The sequence below is a fragment of the Rhodococcus sp. MT28 genome, assembly GCF_058792695.1.
On sequence record NZ_JBXAFD010000016.1, the window covers coordinates 17,109 to 34,627 of the forward strand.

The 17,519-nt window shown below is 59.8% G+C and carries 17 protein-coding genes; 10 read left to right on the forward strand and 7 right to left on the reverse strand.

Translation table 11 applies throughout. The features are described from left to right. Positions 1-54: 54 nt before the first annotated feature. Entirely contained in the window at positions 55-210 is a 156-nt protein-coding gene (locus tag AC1Q6C_RS30135; RefSeq protein WP_003945912.1) for a DUF6131 family protein, read from the forward strand. Here AC1Q6C_RS30135 and AC1Q6C_RS30140 read toward each other — a convergent pair. The 3 genes from AC1Q6C_RS30140 to AC1Q6C_RS30150 all read right to left on the reverse strand — a co-directional run bounded on the left by AC1Q6C_RS30140 (position 204) and on the right by AC1Q6C_RS30150 (position 5,026). Further along, on the reverse strand, positions 204-1,382 hold the full coding sequence (locus tag AC1Q6C_RS30140) for a carboxylate-amine ligase (RefSeq protein WP_064074098.1): 1,179 nt from the start codon (positions 1,380-1,382) through the stop codon (positions 204-206). The two genes, AC1Q6C_RS30135 and AC1Q6C_RS30140, sit on opposite strands and share 7 nt — an antisense overlap. 1,165 nt (positions 1,383-2,547) lie before the next feature. Then, positions 2,548-3,954: a serine hydrolase gene (locus AC1Q6C_RS30145; protein WP_492666997.1), complete on the reverse strand. Its 1,407-nt coding sequence runs from the start codon at positions 3,952-3,954 to the stop codon at positions 2,548-2,550. 184 nt (positions 3,955-4,138) lie between these two features. Next, positions 4,139-5,026, reverse strand: a complete 888-nt coding sequence (locus tag AC1Q6C_RS30150) for a class I SAM-dependent methyltransferase (protein ID WP_047269285.1) — start codon at positions 5,024-5,026, stop codon at positions 4,139-4,141. Positions 5,027-5,410: 384 nt separating this feature from the next. On the opposite strand from AC1Q6C_RS30150, the gene AC1Q6C_RS30155 reads away from it, so the two are divergent. Further along, entirely contained in the window at positions 5,411-5,965 is a 555-nt protein-coding gene (locus AC1Q6C_RS30155) for an RNA polymerase subunit sigma (protein ID WP_230359552.1), read from the forward strand. A 31-nt stretch (positions 5,966-5,996) separates the two neighbouring features. Here the strand turns inward: AC1Q6C_RS30155 and AC1Q6C_RS30160 are convergent, their stop codons facing one another. Next, positions 5,997-6,848, reverse strand: coding sequence for a fumarylacetoacetate hydrolase family protein (locus tag AC1Q6C_RS30160; protein ID WP_042452491.1), 852 nt, complete (start codon positions 6,846-6,848; stop codon positions 5,997-5,999). Between the two features lie 99 nt (positions 6,849-6,947). On the opposite strand from AC1Q6C_RS30160, the gene AC1Q6C_RS30165 reads away from it, so the two are divergent. From AC1Q6C_RS30165 to AC1Q6C_RS30180, 4 genes are all read left to right on the forward strand, one after another. Then, a complete protein-coding gene (locus AC1Q6C_RS30165; protein WP_231782999.1) occupies positions 6,948-7,667 on the forward strand; it encodes a FadR/GntR family transcriptional regulator in 720 nt (239 codons plus the stop codon). 251 nt (positions 7,668-7,918) lie between these two features. Then, positions 7,919-8,926, forward strand: coding sequence for a DUF3500 domain-containing protein (locus tag AC1Q6C_RS30170; RefSeq protein ID WP_492666998.1), 1,008 nt, complete (start codon positions 7,919-7,921; stop codon positions 8,924-8,926). Next, positions 8,923-9,330, forward strand: a complete 408-nt coding sequence (locus tag AC1Q6C_RS30175) for a hypothetical protein (RefSeq protein WP_492666999.1) — start codon at positions 8,923-8,925, stop codon at positions 9,328-9,330. Before AC1Q6C_RS30170 ends, AC1Q6C_RS30175 begins: the two co-directional genes overlap by 4 nt. Before the next feature lie 2 nt (positions 9,331-9,332). Continuing rightward, entirely contained in the window at positions 9,333-10,070 is a 738-nt protein-coding gene (locus AC1Q6C_RS30180; RefSeq protein ID WP_042452480.1) for an IclR family transcriptional regulator, read from the forward strand. 113 nt (positions 10,071-10,183) lie between these two features. On the opposite strand, the gene AC1Q6C_RS30185 is transcribed toward AC1Q6C_RS30180, so the two are convergent. Further along, positions 10,184-11,419 (reverse strand): MFS transporter, encoded by a 1,236-nt coding sequence (locus AC1Q6C_RS30185; RefSeq protein WP_042452477.1) that lies wholly within the window; start codon positions 11,417-11,419, stop codon positions 10,184-10,186. Positions 11,420-11,601: 182 nt separating this feature from the next. Here AC1Q6C_RS30185 and AC1Q6C_RS30190 point away from each other — a divergent pair, with 182 nt between their 5' ends. The 4 genes from AC1Q6C_RS30190 (at position 11,602) to AC1Q6C_RS30205 (ending at position 16,110) form a co-directional block, all read left to right on the forward strand. Beyond that, positions 11,602-12,291 (forward strand): DAPG hydrolase family protein, encoded by a 690-nt coding sequence (locus AC1Q6C_RS30190; protein WP_054187957.1) that lies wholly within the window; start codon positions 11,602-11,604, stop codon positions 12,289-12,291. Between the two features lie 161 nt (positions 12,292-12,452). After that, positions 12,453-14,051 (forward strand): bifunctional 3-(3-hydroxy-phenyl)propionate/3-hydroxycinnamic acid hydroxylase MhpA, encoded by a 1,599-nt coding sequence (gene mhpA / locus AC1Q6C_RS30195; protein WP_082920547.1) that lies wholly within the window; start codon positions 12,453-12,455, stop codon positions 14,049-14,051. A gap of 38 nt (positions 14,052-14,089) precedes the next feature. After that, the gene (locus tag AC1Q6C_RS30200; RefSeq protein WP_007734649.1) at positions 14,090-15,337 is read left to right on the forward strand and encodes a CaiB/BaiF CoA transferase family protein; all 1,248 of its coding nucleotides are present in this window, start codon (positions 14,090-14,092) and stop codon (positions 15,335-15,337) included. A gap of 23 nt (positions 15,338-15,360) precedes the next feature. Beyond that, positions 15,361-16,110 carry an enoyl-CoA hydratase/isomerase family protein gene (locus tag AC1Q6C_RS30205; protein ID WP_492667000.1) on the forward strand — a complete coding sequence of 250 codons (750 nt, stop codon included), beginning with the start codon at positions 15,361-15,363 and terminating at the stop codon, positions 16,108-16,110. Between the two features lie 13 nt (positions 16,111-16,123). On the opposite strand, the gene AC1Q6C_RS30210 is transcribed toward AC1Q6C_RS30205, so the two are convergent. Together AC1Q6C_RS30210 and AC1Q6C_RS30215 are read right to left on the reverse strand one after the other, a co-directional pair. Further along, positions 16,124-16,894: a glucose 1-dehydrogenase gene (locus tag AC1Q6C_RS30210; RefSeq protein WP_064112950.1), complete on the reverse strand. Its 771-nt coding sequence runs from the start codon at positions 16,892-16,894 to the stop codon at positions 16,124-16,126. Beyond that, a complete protein-coding gene (locus AC1Q6C_RS30215) occupies positions 16,891-17,478 on the reverse strand; it encodes a TetR/AcrR family transcriptional regulator (protein ID WP_064443202.1) in 588 nt (195 codons plus the stop codon). The genes AC1Q6C_RS30210 and AC1Q6C_RS30215 overlap by 4 nt, the downstream gene beginning before the upstream one ends. Between the last annotated feature and the right edge of the window lie 41 nt (positions 17,479-17,519).

Consider the following 17,519-nt stretch of genomic DNA (forward strand, 5'->3'; position numbering starts at 1 on the left):
ATGCGGCTCGAGGCGGGCGTATCCGCCCGAGTGAACGCACTGAAGGAGCTTGTGATGATCATCCTCGGCGTGATCCTGCTGATAATCGGTTTCGTGGTGAACATTCCGATCCTGTGGACGATTGGTGTCGTCTTGCTGGTGATCGGAATCATCCTGTACGCGCTGGGCGCGGCCGGGCACGCCATCGGTGGTCGGCGGCATTACTACTGATCCGTTGTCGGCTCGTCGTGCGTATCCGTGCCAGTCGGCGCGGTCGGTACGGTGCGCTGAACGGCACGCGCAATCAGTTCCCGAAGGCAGACCTGGCGCAGCGTTCGCTGTTGCCAGTCGCTGCCGTTGCCTGTGACTGACTTGAGCTGCAGCGCCGACTCCACGCTCGAGTACTCGCCTCCCTCGTCGAGGGAGTCACGGACATGGATCAGGAGCCGGTGCAACAGTTCCGTGGCTGAAATTCTTTGTGAGGTAATCGGATCGATCGACGCTCCCAGGACGCCTTCCTTCGCGGACACCCAGGTTGCGAGGCGGAGGCTCTCGAGGGAAATGTTCGGAGCCTCGATGCCCCGGTCTATCGCGCGTAACGCAGTTGCCACCAGAGCCCGTCCAAGGGTTGCAAGTAGCGCTGCATCCTCTGCTGTCGGCTGAACGTCGCAGACTCGGATCTCGACGGTCGGTAGGTGGCAGGAAGGTCGGATATCCCAGTAGGCCATCCGCTTGTCGAGCATCACGCCGCAATCCACCATCTTCGCAACCGCGGTGTCGAAGTCCCCGGTGGTCTCGAAGTACGGCGGCGGCCCGGCGACTGGCCACCTGGACCATTGGATCGCCCGCCAACTCGCGAAGTCGGTGTCGACTCCTTGGTGGACACGGGAATTGGCGCTCAGTGCCAACAAGGCGGGCAACCAGATGCGCACGTGATTGCAGACCTGCACGGCCTGTACTTGATCAGCGACGCCCACATGTATGTGGCAACCGCAGATGCTTTGTTCGGCAGCGAGGGCGCCGAAGCGTTCGCCCATCCGGCGGTAACGAGGCGAGTCGCTGATCTCGAAACGCGAAGGCCCCGAAAGCGGTGCGCCGACGGCCAACAGCCTGCAGCCGTTCAACTCGGCAGCTTTTGCCGCGAGCCGACGCATGTCGGTCAAGTGGGTTCGGAGTTCGTCGATGCCATGGCACACGGGAGAGTTGGTCTCGACTTGGCAGCGGGACAACTCGAGCTGAAGATCCAATCCCAGTGTCGACGCGGTTTCCGCAACCGCAGCATTGTCGGTGGACGGCAACCAGGAGGTCGGGTCGACGAGGATGAATTCTTCTTCGACGCCGACGGTCGGGGTCGTCGATTCGTGGCGGCCAGCGGTGGATTCGGTCGAGCAGGTGGCGCCCATGCTCGCGTCTACCCGGTCGGTCGAAGGCGGAAACCGACCCGAGGAAGCCCCGTTCTCGTCGGGAGAACGGGGCCTGTGGTCGGCCTTGCCAACATCTCGGAAGCGTCAACGAGTCCTTGCACACCGTATGAATCTGGGGACTGGCGTGCCTGGGAAAACGTACTGTGTCGGACTCGGTAAAACGAGACCCCAAGGCATGTCTCACCCCCTATTTCACCCTCGTGTGGACTTGTCCGCACACCCTTCGCCGAGTCGCGGATCATGACCTGGCGGCCTGCGGTGGTGCAGTCTCGGCTTTATCCGTGGGGCCGCCGTTATCGAGCAGATTCCGAGAATGCGAACCCATCTAAACTAACGTCCAGCATTCGGATGTGGCGTTCTGGCGGAGTGTGTGGGTTCGGTGAGTCAACAGATATTTGATCAGTTAATCGCGTGCACAGCATCCGGAGAAGTTGTGGAACTTTCGAACTGGTATTGCGTTTCACCAGCGCAAATCTTCAGTGGTCATGGGTAAAAGTCAGAAGATGGGAGAAAGTGCCTGGGATTGTGTTGCTACCGGTTCGTTATCGCAGACGAATGTCCACTATGTGCGTGGATGACGACTCTTGAAGGCGGGCAAAACTGCGTGTCAGCTGTGTCGGAGCTTCCTCTGTCTTTGTGTTCTTGGATTGAGAGTTTCACCAGGAATATCTTTCGTGATCGACGCGCCGGGAAATTTTTCTCAAGATTTACCCACTTGCGAATTGGGGAAATAAGCGGGTTGCGGAAGACCGAAATATTGCGGGTGGGAGCTGTTATTTCCGGTGATTTGCCCATATCTTGCTGAGTGACGTATTCGCAACCGAAGTGTCGCGCGGTCGAGAAATAATGCTTTTCATGCTTTACATTGGAAATTGCAAGATGCACGTTTCATCCTCAGTGTTAAACGAAAGGACGAACGCAATGGGTAGCTTGGAAGATTTCGACATCGCGGCACTTCTTCAGAAGGTCATCGCATTCTTCGACGGATTCTCGTCGGACGAGACCGAGACCCCCACGGGCTAAGACTTAGCGAAGCCGCTGTGCATCCGGATGACACTGGATGTGCAGCGGCTTCTCTGTATCCGGCGCCTTCATCGGCGAAGGCAATGAATCGGCGTGCGTGGTTTCGGCCCGCCACTGGGCACTAACTGGTTGCATCCGTCTGGATCAAGAGCATCGCGTCGTCGACCGGATCGAAGTACAGAGCCGGGACGGCAACCAGTGCAGCGTCGTCACCATGAGTTTGCATGGTGACAACCCAGGCACGATCGTCGTGTTCCACGTAATAGGCACCCGCGAGGACCCCGATGGAACTGCCGCCCTTGAATCCGCCGTAAGTGAACCATTTCGCGGACTCGTCGCTGAGCGCCGGATCCTCGGCGAGAATGTCTCGAACCGGTGCGCCGCTCTCGGTCTTCGCCTTCTCTTGCAACGTGACCAACGCGGCACGCAGGTCGGCGGGCGAGGCGAACCAATCGATGTCGAAAGGCCATGCGGGGGTGGTGAATGCAGACGCCGGGATGTCCACCAGGCCGTCAGGTAGTGCCGCGAGTATCGCTCGACGCTCGTCCGGAGTTCCGTCGCGCCAAGCGATACGTTGTGCGCCTTGGTCACCCCAGCCGAGTTGGAACAGTGCGCGGGTCGGCTTGAGCGGGATGTTGAGCGAAGGATTTGCCATGCCCATCGGGGCGAATTCGGCTTCTACCTGCTCGCGCCCGACAGCAGCGATCAGCATGTCGGTGGCGGTGTTGTCGCTGATCGAGATCATCTTGCCGGCGGTATCTCGGACCGTGACTCCAGTTCCCGATGGCAGGTCCTGCATGGTCCCGCCGGGCATCGATTTGAGGTCGTCGGTGATGGTGAGCTTCTGATCCCAGGAGAGTGTCCCGTTCTGGACGGCCGTCGCGACCGCGCCGAGAACGTACAGCTTGATCGTTGACCCTGTGGGCTGTGGTGAGGTGTCGCCGACATTGAAGACTTCGGCGTTCTTTCCTTCGGTGACCTCGGTGACGGTCAGATTGGTCGGCGCGGGAAGCGCTTTGACAGCTGCCTCGAGTTCTTGCCAAGATGCGGCCGGCACATGAACGTCCTTGGTCGGTGTGATCGCCATTCCGAGGATCAGCCCGTTGCCGTCGACGACGACGTTGACGTCGAACGCACCGCCGGTGGTGCTGGTGATGGAAACTGTGCCGTCGGAGTCGCCTCCCTTGTAATTCACTGTTGTCCAAGGCTGTCCGGCTCGGATGGAGTCGAAGTCCGGAGGTGTCAGGACTACGGGTGCAGTGGGCCCGAAGTGTTCGGCGATTTCTTCCTGGGTCAACGGCGTGCTCGTGTTGAACGCACTGAGAAGCCAGGTGATCTGCTTGCCGACGGAGCTGTCAGGGATCGTGACCGTAGCGGGTGCCGCGGTGGGGGAGGTCTTTGTGCTGTTTTCAGAGGTTTGTGCGGAATCAGTCCCGGAAGTACATGCGGCGAGGGCGAATACCGCTGCGGAGGCAAGTGCTACCAGCGCGAGCGGGCGGCCTTTCCTGCGTGTGTGTTCGAGATTCATGGACTTATTTCATCAGCATCTTCTTCGGCGCGCGTCCGTCTGAGGTGTAGACATACTCAGCCTGAGGTACTGAATCGCTTCATCCTGGAGTACCGTCAACCACTTGTAGTGGTGACACGCGCCTTGCCGCTGGACAAATGGGAGAAAGGCTGCACTCGAAGAACTTTCGTGATGACTGCGAGATCTAGTTCTTGGTCGCGGCCAAAAAGGACGGTTGCGTTGACAGCGCTGCGATTTCTTCGGGGAGTTCGGGGATCCGACGATCGTACAGTTCTGCCAACTCGACCGAGCTGAAGCGTCGGACAGTCCAATTGTGTTCAGCCAACCACTGGCCCGGATCGGATCGCTTGTCGCTGTAGAACAGTTGCGAAATGTCCAGGTCTCCGAACGGGTCCTTGGCGAAGTACTTGGATCTGATGGCCGCAAGCTTGCTCGGGTCGGTTCCGGCCGGAAAGTCGTTCACCGCCAAGCGACTACCGGTGGCCGAGAGTTCGTCGATCCGCTCGAACAGGGCGTCGTGGGCCGGGCCGGGGAGATAGGCGAGGAGGCCTTCCGCCGACCAGGCTGTGGGTTCGTTCGGGTCGAAACCAGCCTCCTCGAGTGCGGCCGGCCAGTCGTTTCGCAGATCAGTAGGCACAGTGCGTCTATCGGTCTTCGGCTGGGCGTCGTGCGCAGCGAGCACTTCGGCTTTGAACTCCAGCACCTTTGGCTGATCCACTTCGAATACCGTCGATCCTGAGCTCCAATCCAGCCGGTACGCACGCGAATCCAACCCTGCTGCAACGATTACCGCCTGCCTTACTCCGGATTCGGTTGACGACGAGAAGAATTCGTCGAAGAACCTGGTTCGCAACCCCATGAAACCGCCGAAGGGGGTGTCCTCGAGGAGCGTGGGATCTTTCAGAAGAGCTGTGAAATGCGGCTCGGCTGCAGCTTCTACGAACCACGATGCGAACTTGTCTTCGATGATCGCGTCCGGACGGGTGCTCTCCAGTGCTCGGAACGTTGCCACTGCCAGCGCGGTAAGTCCGACGCTACTGACGATGTCCCACGTATCTCCATCGCTCCGCATTGTCTGGGTGTCCTTCCGCTCTTGACGACTGAGCCGAACTCTCTCGACCCTACGCCCGTGTGACCCCTCGTCGCCTGGAACGGAACGGTCGGACTTGGAGCAGCAAATACACGCTGACCGGATCGAAAAATTCTGCAGTGCAAGGCGTTCGGTTTGAATCAGCATCCTGCCAGGAATTTGCCAGGTCAGTGCCAGTGAGCGGCAAGGATGCAGGACTTCACTGGGGTGTGCCTCAGGGCTGAGAGAGAGCCTCGAGAATCCTTCGGGCAGGGGATTGATCGTGGCATGACCATCCGCCGGAACCACTTCGTGGGACCGTTCGGTTCCAGTTGATCTCTCGGACCGCACAACGAATGTCCCGTCGAGAAAGAGAGATGTGAGCCCATGTTGCAGGAAGGCTCGCTGAATGTATTGGCCGCCGCGGCGCGGAGCGGTAGCCGTGAGTCCATGGCCAGTTTGTATGCGGCGTTTCGTCCGATGGTTGTGCTGCGGTGCCGCGCCGAGCTTGATCAGGCCGTTTCCGATTCCGCCGCGGATGCCGCGTGCGTCGCCGTTCTCACGGCAGTGTGCGACGGATCGGAGACATATCCGCCTTTTCTACGCGTGCTGTACGCGAGTACAAGCATCGCGATTGCTCGGGCGGCATCCGACGGGTTCAGCGGTGGATCGCTCCCGCCTCCGACAACGCTCCCGATTGTCGAACGCGATGTCCTGGTGTTGCGGCTGATCGTCGGGCTCGATACAAAGGCGACCGCAACGTCGCTTGCCCGTACGACAGACGAGGTGTCGCTCGACCTGCATCGGGCGCTGCGGCGACTGCGAAAGTTGTCTTCTCCGAATGCAATCAGAAGAGTATTGACAGTCACCCGTGAGGTCGGCGAAGGTTGGCACTCTGGCGTCTGTCGAGGGCGATCTGGGGGATCGCCCATCTCGGACTGATGGCTCTCGTGACATGGTGCCTCGTTCTTGCTCAGCCTTCGAATCGAGTATCCCTGGATACCAATGTATTTCGAAGAATACCAAGCTTTTCGACTTCGACCTCGACCTGATCGCCTGGTTGTAGTAGCCATTGGGGTGAGCGTGCGTAGCCGACTCCCGACGGTGTGCCCGTAGCGAGGAGATCGCCGGGGTGCAGTGTGAAGGTCTGAGAGATGTGAGAGAGGGTGTCGCCGACTGTATAGACCATTTCGTCGGTGCGGGCGTCCTGAACGATTTCGCCGTTGACGCGGGTTTGTATTCGCAGGCCGTCGCGCAGGTCGCCGACTTCGCTCGCAGGAACCATCGGTCCTAGTGGGCCGGATCGGTCACCGTTCTTTCCGAGTATCCACTGCGAGGTGAGTTTCTGTGCTCGCCTGCAGGTGAGATCGTTGAACGTCGAGTATCCGACGACAGCTGCAAGGGCCTGGTCGGGAGTGGCGTCGGCAAGCTTTTGCCCAACCCAGGCGACCACCTCTCCTTCCCAGTCGAGACCCTGCTCGTTGGCTGGAACGGGGACATCGGTGTCGCCGACAGTGAGGGAGTTGGGCCACCGGGCGAACAGAGTCGGATAGGCGGGTAGAGGATCTGCGCGGTAGCTCCCCTCTGCGACGTGGGCAAGATAGTTCAGTCCGATGCAGACCACCCTCGCGCCCGGCAGGACCGGTGGAACGAACTCGATGTCGGCTACCGGCAGGTGTGGCCCGGTCGGAGTCGTCGCGAGCTTGCCGGCGGGATCCGACCAGAACTCTTCGAGAGTGCACACGACACTCACGTGGGAGCCGTCCTCGGACAGTTGAGCCACCTGAACTCCACGATCGGGTTGCTGAATCCCAACGATTTTCATCAGTTGCCTTTCAGGTTCGAATTAAACCTATAAACCTTCAGAGGTTTATGGTTTCATAGGACTATGCCTCACGACACCCCAGATGGACAAGGCGGACGCATGCCCCGGATTTCTGTTGCGCCGAGTGACCCGATTTCTGTGCTGTCCAAAGCGGTGGGGAGGGGGACCCGAGCCGAGCAGTTGGCGGCGGCGATCGACAGCCGGATTCGGGAGCAGAACCTGGAGCCCGGTGTGCCAATCGGCACGCTGGAATCGCTTCGCGGCGAGACCGGATTTGCATATTCGACTGTCAGCGAAGCGGTTCGACTGCTTCGTGATCGGGGAGTGCTGGAGATCCGCCAGGGGCGAGGTGGCGGCTTATTTGTCGCAGAGAAAAGCCCGGCGGTTCGCTTGCGCCATACGTTGCTGAGTGTCACCGAGGGGGCCTCGGTCGTCGCGGATGCCATCGAGTTGCGTGATCACCTCGAAATCTTGATCGACACTGCTGCGGCTCGGCATCGAAGCCGGGCCGACATCGCCGACTTGGGGGCACACCTGAAGCGGATGGAATCCGCCCCCGACTGGGACACCTTCCTCCGAGCGAACTGGGCCTTGCACGAGCGAATCGCGACGATCGTTCCCAATGACCTTGCGCGATCGGTCTATATCGGCACTCTGGGCCCGCTGCACGGCACGGCCACCGAGTTCGACAACGAGCGTGACGCAGCGGGCTACCGCACCGAGAGGTTTCACATCCACGTCGAACTTGTCGACGCAATCTCCGCCGGCGATGTGGCTGCAGTACGTGCGGCCGTCGTACGGCACAACACTCCAGTCTGAAAGGACGATTCATGTCCGGTGAGTTCCGCTCACATCTGTTTCCTCACGACCATCGCCGACTATCGAGTGTTCGAGGTTTGGATCCCTACGCCTATCGCGATGTGTCAAGGCGGCCTGGGACCTTTACCGGTGATCTCGTTGAGGGATGGAAGCCGCTATATCTCAACGAATTTCGAGGAGTCACCGAAAACGGCACGATCACGGACGGGCTTTACCCTTTGACAGCCGTCACGCACGGTGAAGAGGCTCCGGTGGATGAAATGGTGGATGCTGCGAGAGATCTACTTGCGGAGTTGAGTGACGTCGATCGCTCCAGGATCAGTTATCCGATCGATGCTGTCGAGTGGCAGACGTGGGCGAACCCCGAGTTCATGCAGTTCGACACCGGAGTACGACTCGAGTTCCAATCGCAACGTGTTCGACAGTTGGCTTTGCGATTGGTCGAGGCCTCGCTGAGCCCCGAAGGTTTTCGAATCGTCCGAAACATGATGTTGATCAATGGTTTTCTCGGCGAGGTTGTCGGATTGGAGACGATACTCAACGAATTCAGTTACAACGTCGCTCTGTACGGTGAACCGAGTGTCCACTCGCCGTGGGGATGGCAATTGTACGGTCACCACTGCGCGGTCAACTGTCTGATCATCGGCGGGCGGATGGTTGTGAGTCCGGTCTTTCTCGGCGCGGAACCCAACGAGATAGACGATGGTCCCCACGCCGGCATCGAATCATTCACTGGTCGAATCGAACTCGGTATAGAACTGATGGCCGCACTCACTGACGACCAGCGGCGTGAGGCCACTGTATACGGGCTGATGAACGATCCGGCCATGCCTCCCGGGCGAGTGCACCCCGGGGATGAGCGGCACCTCGCCGGAGCGTTTCAGGACAACCGAGTGATTCCCTTCGAAGGCATTCCCGTCGATCAGATGGACACGCGTGCCAGACAACTAGTGCTCGCGATCGCCGAACAGTTCGTGGCATTGTTGCCCGCGGGACCTCGGACTGCTCGTCTGCGCGAGATCGAAGAGCACCTGGACCGGACATGGTTCTGCTGGATCGGCGGGCACCGCCCTGGAGACGTCTTCTACTACCGCATCCAATCCCCGGTCTTGATAGCTGAACTGGATCACCACTGCGGTGTCTTCCTCGACTACGACACTCCTCAGCCCTTCCATATTCACACGGTGATGCGCACTCCGCATGGCAACGATTACGGACGTTCCTACGTTCGACAGTGGCAAGAGCAGACGGAATCGTGACCTGCAGTCAACTCCAGGGAGTCGTCTCGGCCAGACACTGGATTTCGAACCTACTTCACACGTACGTCGACTTTGCGGACCGCAAAGACGTCGACGGTGCTGTGGGGCTCCTGGCTTCTGCCCGGGTTAGCTTCCCCGGGACGGGTTTCGATCATCCGGACGATGCGGAGAAGTTCTTCGCAGAATTGTGGAAATCACCTGTCGCACATCGCCATGACGTCAGCAACCTCGTGGTGCTCGCCGGGTCTGGCCCCCGAGTGTGGAAAGCTCACGCGCACTACACTCGGTGGGTGTTCGAACCCGATCCCTCGGTGCACACCCTCGGTGAATACACGATGGTTGTCGACGAACGAGACTGCAGCATCATCGAACTTGCGGTAACCAGGACCTGGACGAGGAGTTAGTCGTGGCGAACATAGGCAGGGCCACGGTGATTCTGGATTCGATCGCCGAGAGTCGCTGGCCGATGACGCTGACAGACCTCGCAACCCGCACCGGACTTCCACGTTCGACGGTGCACCGAGTTATTCAAGCTCTCGAACGTGAGTTGTACGTGGTCCGAGTTCCGGACAGATCCGGATACATCTTGGGCCCCGGCTTACTCAAGTTCGGGATGAATGCTCACCTACGGCTACTCTCGGCCAATCGATCTCAGCTGGCGACGTTGGCTCGTACCGTCAACGAGAACGTGGAGTTGGCGATCTTCAGTGGTCGCGAGGTTGTCGTCGTCGATCAGATTGCCTCACCGGAAAGGCTCAGAGGCGTCACCAAGGTCGGCAAGAGCTTTTCGCTGCATGCGAGTTGTATCGGGAAGGCCATGCTTGCTCAGTTGCCGGAGGAGCAGGCAGTTGCGTTGTTGTCACCGGTTTTACCGCGATTTACGGATAAGACGATCACCGAACGGGCGGCGCTGCTGGCGGAACTGGCGGAGGTGCGTCGCTCCCACGTCTCCGTCGACATCGAGGAGCACGACGTAGGGATCTGCGCCGTGGCTACTGCAATGATCGGACCGACTGGCGCGCTTCAAGCGATCGCCATCGTCATTCCGTCCGGGCGGTTCAAAGCGAAGAAGGAACTCGCGGTCGAAGGTCTCAAAGTGGTGAACAGTCAGGTGGATCTGGGTTTGTCGCGAGCGCAATTCTGAATGCGACTGCCTGAGAGCTTCTTCTGTGTGCTCCCGTGACTTCTGCAGATCGCGCGAATCAGTTCCCGGCTCCTACTGGGAGGTCGGGAACTGATTCGTGATCAGTGGTATCCCTACCGTCTGATGCGCCTATCTGCAAAACAGAGTGCACAGACCGCGACCAAGCACACTGCCGCGGCACCCGCGAACGTACTGAACAATCCGACGGCTCCACCCGACGCAATGGAGGTACCGCCGATTACCGGGCCTAAGAACGCCCCGACGAATGATGTCCCGTTCGACCAACCAAGGGCAGTTGCTCGTGCAGGCAACGGGTAGACATCGGCTGTGGTCGTGTGCACCAGATTCATCGTGGAATGGCCGCCGATGCCCATCAGTGCCACACAAATCATGGTCCCCGTCAACGATGTCGGCAGATAGACCATTCCGAGAAGTCCGACGAGCGTGCACGCGCTGGTGGCTACCGCTACAACTGAGGCCCCGCGGCGGTCGGCCGCCCACGCACTGGCAAAGGAACCGATTACTGCGGCACCGGTCAGAGTAAAGGTGATCACAAGAGCAGTGTTCAGCGTGTACCCCAAGTCAATAATCGACTGCGCTGCCCACACGTTGAGTCCCTGCCACGCAACCATGTTGGAGATTGCGCATACCGCGACAACCAGTGCGATTGTGGACCCGCGGCCGGTGAACAGTGCGGCAATCTTTTGCCGACCAGACCATAAACGCCCCGCCACCTCCTGGGGAGTGTCGGTCGGGATGTCGATTATCACGACGGCGGCGAGGATCACCAGAGCCGTACATGCACCGATGAAGAACATCGGGCGCCATCCGAGCGCAGGAAGCACTGGAATCGCGAGCAGTGACGCGACGACGCCGCCGAGTGGGATACCTGCCATTGTGATCGTGACGACCAACGACGCCCGTGACGATGCCGCACTGTTGCGAGCGACTGTCATCGCGGTGGTGAGCGCGCCGCCCACGCCGAATCCAGTGACAAATCGACCCACTGCGAGCATGACGATGCTGATCGACGCTCCGGTGATCACGGCTCCGAAAGCGAACAGTGCGATGGCAACAATGAGAACCCACTTTCGACCGGAGCGCTCGGCAGCGAGAGGGGCCAGTACTGATCCGGCGATGGCTCCGATATAGACGAGCCCGCCGACCAGCCCTGCTTGTTGATCGGTTATGCGCAGGTACGAGTCTTCCAACAGCAACGGAATAACAGATCCGTAGACGATCAGGTTGAATCCCTCGATCACGGTGATAACCATGCACAACCCGATGACTGCGGGGTGGGATCGAGTCTCCCCACGTTCATCGGTTCGCGCGGGTGCATTGAGATGCATGTGTTGTCTCTCCAGACAGTGAGCCCGATTCGGGCGGTCGATGTGATGCGTGCCATCGTCCGATGTCGACTTCTCGGGCGTAACCGTTTAGTCCCGGAAACCGGGACAAATGGGGTGACGCGCAGCACATCTGGCTCATACCTTCAGCTCGTTGGAAAAACTCGATCCGAGGAGCTGAATCAATGGACCTGTCAGAAGTCACCGCTCTACTAGATCCGAAGCCTCTGCAATTGGAGATGGGATACGAGCGACTGCCATCTGGAGGGCTGCACGTCGCAGTCCGTACGGATATGCACGGTTGCACCGGCGAGATGCTCGAATGGTGGGTCCGCTGGCGTTGCGACACACAGAAATACATCTGGTGGCATCCCATCGACCACACGTACAGCAGTTGGCAGGGTAATCTCTCGGACGACACTCATATCGGCAGCGAGCACGTCGTCACCGAATACTTCTCGGGGCAGCCGGCCGATGATCTGGTCATCCAATTTCGGGATCCGTCCGAGTTCTTCGACGAAGACGCCTATTCCAGAGCAAGAGAATCCGGCGCTGTGTCCGGAGTGGTTGTCGGACGATTGGGGGTCACCCACAATCCACCTCGTCTCCCGGACGGGCGCGTGCTCGGCGGCAGGCTGCTGCACATCGCTCGCGATACCGAGTGGGGGATGGCCCTGCGAAGTCACTTCTTCATCGGACACGATCTCGAGACACTCGGGCAAACCGCGGAACAGATTGCGGCACAAGCAACTGTGGAGTTCGGTCAAGGACTCCTGCAGCACGCGTACGACGAGTTCACATTTTTGTCTCGTTTCCTGCCGTCGCTCTACGTAGCCGAAAACCGGGACGTATCTCCGCCGCGAGCACCGTGGTGACGGCAGTTGTCTCGGTGCCCGCCAGGGTCGTGCAGCCGTTTCAGGCGGCACCGAGAATTTCGGCTCGTCCCGATTTCCGGGACCTGATCCGTGACAAAAGGAATTAACGAACCGATCCTTGTTCTCAACATCAAAGCTATTTCACCAGAACGGAATTCGCTGTGCAGAGTGTCAACGCCGAAGCAACGAGGATAGCTGCTGACGTGATGATCGTCGGTTTCGGGCCGGTGGGGAAGCTTCTCGCCGTCAAACTCGCTCGGAAGGGCCACGATGTCGTCGTCGTGGATCGAAATGAAGTCGGATACCCTCTGCCGCGTGCAGTAACCCATTGCGCCGATTTCGCGCGAATCCTGCAGTCGGTCGGGCTGGCGCCGGACACCATTCCCGAGATAACCGAACCTTATGACGACATGTATGTGTGGCGAAACGGTGACGGGCGGACACTGGTGGAGGTCGACTGGAGTGGTAAAGGTGAATCCGGTTGGTACAACACCTATTTCTTCAGCCAGCCCGCATTGGAAGAGGCCTTGGACGCCATTGTCGCCGGGTTGTCCAATATTCGGGTGATGAGGGGGTGGGAAGCGGTGGCATTGACGCAGAATTCGGCACTGGCAACAGTAGTCGTCCAATCCGTGGACAGCGGTAGGTGTGTCGCCGTCGATGCGCAGTGGATTGTCGGTGCAGACGGGGCGAACAGTCGCGTTCGTCAATGGGCCGAAATCGACTGGCACGACGAGGGGTACTTCTACGATTGGTTGGTTGTGGACGTCAAACCTTCGGGCGGAACCAGTTTTCCGAACGTTGCCGCGCAGAATTGCGACTACCGACGCCCTTCCACGATGGTTCCCGGTGGTCCGGGCCGCCGTCGCTGGGAGTTCATGCGACTGCCGGAAGAGAGTCGAGAATCCCTTCAGCGCGAAGACACGGCATGGGAACTGCTCGAGCCGTATGGGCTGACCCCTGACAATGCAATCCTTGAACGGCATTCCGTGTACACGTTTCAGGCTTGCTGGGCGACGCGATGGCGACAAGGACGCGTGTTGCTCGCCGGCGATTCCGCGCATCTTATGCCGCCGTTCGCCGGACAAGGCCTGGGTGCTGGTGTCCGTGACGTGATGAATTTGTCGTGGAAGCTCGATGCGGTGTTGCGTTCGGCAGCGGACGACCACCTGCTCGATACATATGGAACAGAACGACTAAGGCACGCACAAGCTTTTGTGCAGTTCTCGACCGAACTAGGTCAAGTCATCTGCATGTCCGACCCGCAGCAAGCTGCTGAACGTGATGCCCGCATGGTGGCGAACTGGACTGCGGGAATGAAGCCCCCTGCTCCGCCACGACCAGGGCTCGGCCCAGGGATACATGTCGGGACTGCCGGTGGCAGTCTGGCTTTACAAGGTCAGGTTCGAGTCGGAGATGGCGAAGTTGCCAAGTTCGACGATGCGTTCGATGGGCCAGGGGCTTTGATTTCACGCACATCGGCCGCGCTGCGAGAAGTTCCGGAGGCGACGCGAACAGCTTTGGCGACGTTGGGGATCGACCTCGTAGCGCTCGGAGGTGCCGAATCGGCGGGCGTGACCGTTGTCGACGACGTCGACCTCACCTACACGCGCTGGCTCGACGATCAGGACGCAGATGTCGTTCTGGTCAGACCGGATTTTCACGTCTACGGCGTTGCTGGAACGCACCAGGCAACCGAGCTGGCAGCAGGTTTTCTAAACAGGTTGCGTGTGCCGGAACCTGCTCGGACGCTTGCCTGACAGCGCGACCGCCACATCGACTATCGACAGGAAGTTACATGTTCAACTCAGTGACCGACGACATCGATTCGGTCGAATCATCTTCGGAACAATCCGGATCCGATGTTCGAAGAGGGCCCTTGGCAGGCATAGTCGTTGCAGACCTCACGCGCGCACTCGCGGGACCTCACGCTTCAATGATGTTCGGCGACCTGGGGGCGACGGTCATCAAGATCGAGACACCCGGTACCGGCGACGATACGCGCGGCTGGGGGCCACCTTTCATGGAACCTGCAGGTGCACAGCGAGAATCGACATACTTCTTGTCCACGAATCGAAACAAGAAGTCAGTCGTACTCGATCTGAAATCTGAAGAGGGTCTTGCACTACTGGAATCCCTTGTCTCACGCGCCGACGTTCTGATGGAGAATTTTCGGACCGGCGTCCTCGATCGTTTGGGGCTTACCGCCGAACGACTTTCGGAGCTGAATCCGCGACTCGTCGTGCTGTCCATCAGTGGATTCGGTCACGACGGACCGGAAGGCGGACGTGCGGGGTACGACCAAATCGCACAAGGGGAGGCGGGTCTGATGTCGCTGACAGGTTCGGGTCCCAACGACTTCCAAAAGGTCGGAACTCCGATAGCTGACCTACTGGCAGGGATGTACGGCGCATTCGGTGTACTCGCGGCACTGCAGGAGCGAGCGCGAACCGGCGTTGGGCAGACGGTACGAACCTCTTTGCTGGCCGGCATAGTAGGTATCCACGCCTTCCAAGGAACTCGATTTACCGTCGCTGGTGAAACTGGTAAGGCACAAGGGAATCACCATCCGTCGATCTGCCCCTACGGGCTCTTTCCGACAGCTGACGGCGTAGTTCAGATTGCGGTTGGTAGTGAAGGACTTTGGAAGCGGTTCTGCTCGGGCTTCGGGTTGGCCCCAGATGCCCCCGGGATGGAAGACAACTCCGAACGAGTTCGAAACAGTAAGGCGGTCCGCCAGCTTATCGAAAGCATTTTTTCGAAGTATGGCACGGACGAGCTGCTGCTCGAGCTGGACCGTACGGGTATTCCGGCGGGACGTGTTCGTGGAATCGACGAGGTGTACCGCTGGGAACAGACTCGTTCGCAGGGGTTGATGGTCGAAGTCGAACACGAAAGCCTAGGTCGGATAACGCTTCCTGGGCCCCCACTCCGGTTCTTCTCTGTGGACGGCATGGAGGTCACGAAGAACTGTCACTCGGCTCCACCGCTTCTCGGTGCAGACAACGCTGTTATCACCGGTTGGCTCAGCGAAGCACGCCGATGAGACAGACATCGATGGTTTCTGCTATGAGGCCGAGCCGGCGCGACTCCGGCATGGTCGATGTGACGTTCGACGGCCCAATCGCGACGGTGACGATCGGCACAGGCCGTCGTCGAAACGCTTTGAACGGTGATGCTTGGAAAGATCTCGCGCATCAGATCATTGGCGTCTCGACCCACGCATCGCTCGGTGTTGTCGTCCTTCGCGGCGTCGGCGATACCTTCTGCGCCGGGTCCGATGTCACCGAGTGGGTTGGTGCCTGTGCCGAGGACGTGGAGGAGTCGTTCGCGCAAATGGAGGCAGCCTTCCGCGCTATCGAAATTTGTCCCGTTCCTGTCATCGCACAGATTTCCGGCGTAGCAGCTGGAGCAGGGTGTCAGTTGGCACTCGCGTGCGATATTCGAGTCGTGGCGACTTCCGCCAGAATCGGAATGCCTATTGCGCGTCTCGGAATTCGACCCAGTCCGGCATTCGCGGCGCGCCTTGTCCGTGTTGTGGGACCGGCTGTGGCCGCTGAACTGCACTACACCGGACGGCTGGTGAAGGGACCGGACGCGGTAACAACAGGTTTGGCGAATCGGTGTGTGTACGGCGAGCTCCTCGCGTCGACTGTTCGGGATTTGGTAGAGGAGATTGTTCGCCAGCCGACATCAGCCGTGCGTGCGGCGAAGGAAACATTGATTGCTGTTACCGGCCCTCCTCCTCACCACACCCTCGGTCCGGCCGTGAATTTGCGCGACCTCCAACTTGGCATCGCGCAAATTCTGCATACGTGAGTCTGCAAGGCTGTTACTGGCCGGCGATGTATTCGATCGACGGGCCGGCAGTCCAACCGCCGTCGACGGCGATCTCGGAACCCGTTGTGTACGAGGCATCGTCGGAAAGCAGGTAGGTGACCGCGCCGACCAACTCCTCCGGGCGACCGACACGGCGATACGGATTGTTGGGGAATGCGCCCTCCTCGAGGCTGATACCCGTCGGTGCAGTCATGGGCGTCAGGACCATGCCGGGGTGAACCGAGTTGACCCGGATCTTGTCGCGACCGAGTTCGACGGCGGCGATCTTGCTCAGCCCACGCACGCCCCACTTGGCTGCGCCGTAACCGCTGGTCAGAGCCATGCCCATCAGGCCGGCGGCCGAGGAGATGTTCACGATGGATCCGCCGCCGGCTGCCTTCATGAACGGCACCACCGTGTGGATACCGGTGTGCACGGACACCAGGTTGATCTGGATGATGCGCTGGAACGTCTCGAGTGGTTCCTCGGCGACTGTCTGGCCGGACGCCGAGATTCCGGCGTTGTTGACCAAACCGTTGATCGCGCCGAACTCGGATACCGCGTACTCGGCGGCGGACTTCCAAGACGCTGGATCGGTGACGTCGAGGGGAACGTAACGCGCTGCGTCGCCGAGAGATTCGGCCACTGCTCGACCGTCGTCGTCGAGTAGGTCGCCGATGACGACGCGGCCGTTGCCCGCGACGATGCCGCGGGCAAACGCCTCGCCCAGGCCGCGTGCGCCGCCGGTGACGAGAACGACTTTTCCGGAGAGATCCTGAGTCATGATTGTTCCTTACCTGTTGGTGTTGCGAGATATGGCTTCGAGAACGCCCCGAGCGCGCGGGTGATGGCCTCGGGTGCGGGCGTCCGGAGGTCTGCCATCTCACGCAGTGCGGCGACTACCGCAAGTGTTGCCTGGCCCGAAGCCGCTGTGGTGTCGAGCGAGGTTTCCGGACGATCGATCAGGCGTGCGACTTCTGGGCGAATCAGTTCCATCGTCTCGAAAGTTGCTGATTCCCAAACTCTCCGGAGTGCCGCATCACCGAAGATGATGGGCATCAGTGACCGGGTCATCGGCTCGAAGGACTCGCCGACCGATGCGATAAAGGCATTCTTCACAGCCGCTGCGAGCCCGAATTCGCGGGCTTGCGCGCTGAGTGCCGTGGCCAGACTGCGGTTTCCCTCGTCGAGCATCGGCCAGATGCTCTCCTCTTTGGTGGCGAAGCAACGGTAGAACGTTCGCTCGGAGATTTCTGCCCGATCGGCGAGCTCCGCGATGGTCGTCGAAGTGTCGCCGCGTTCGACGAAAGCGGCAGCACAACTCTGCGAGACGCGGAGAAGTAGTGCAGTGCGGCGGGCTGTTGCCATATCCGCACTGTACCAAAAGTGGCAGAAACTGCCACAAATGG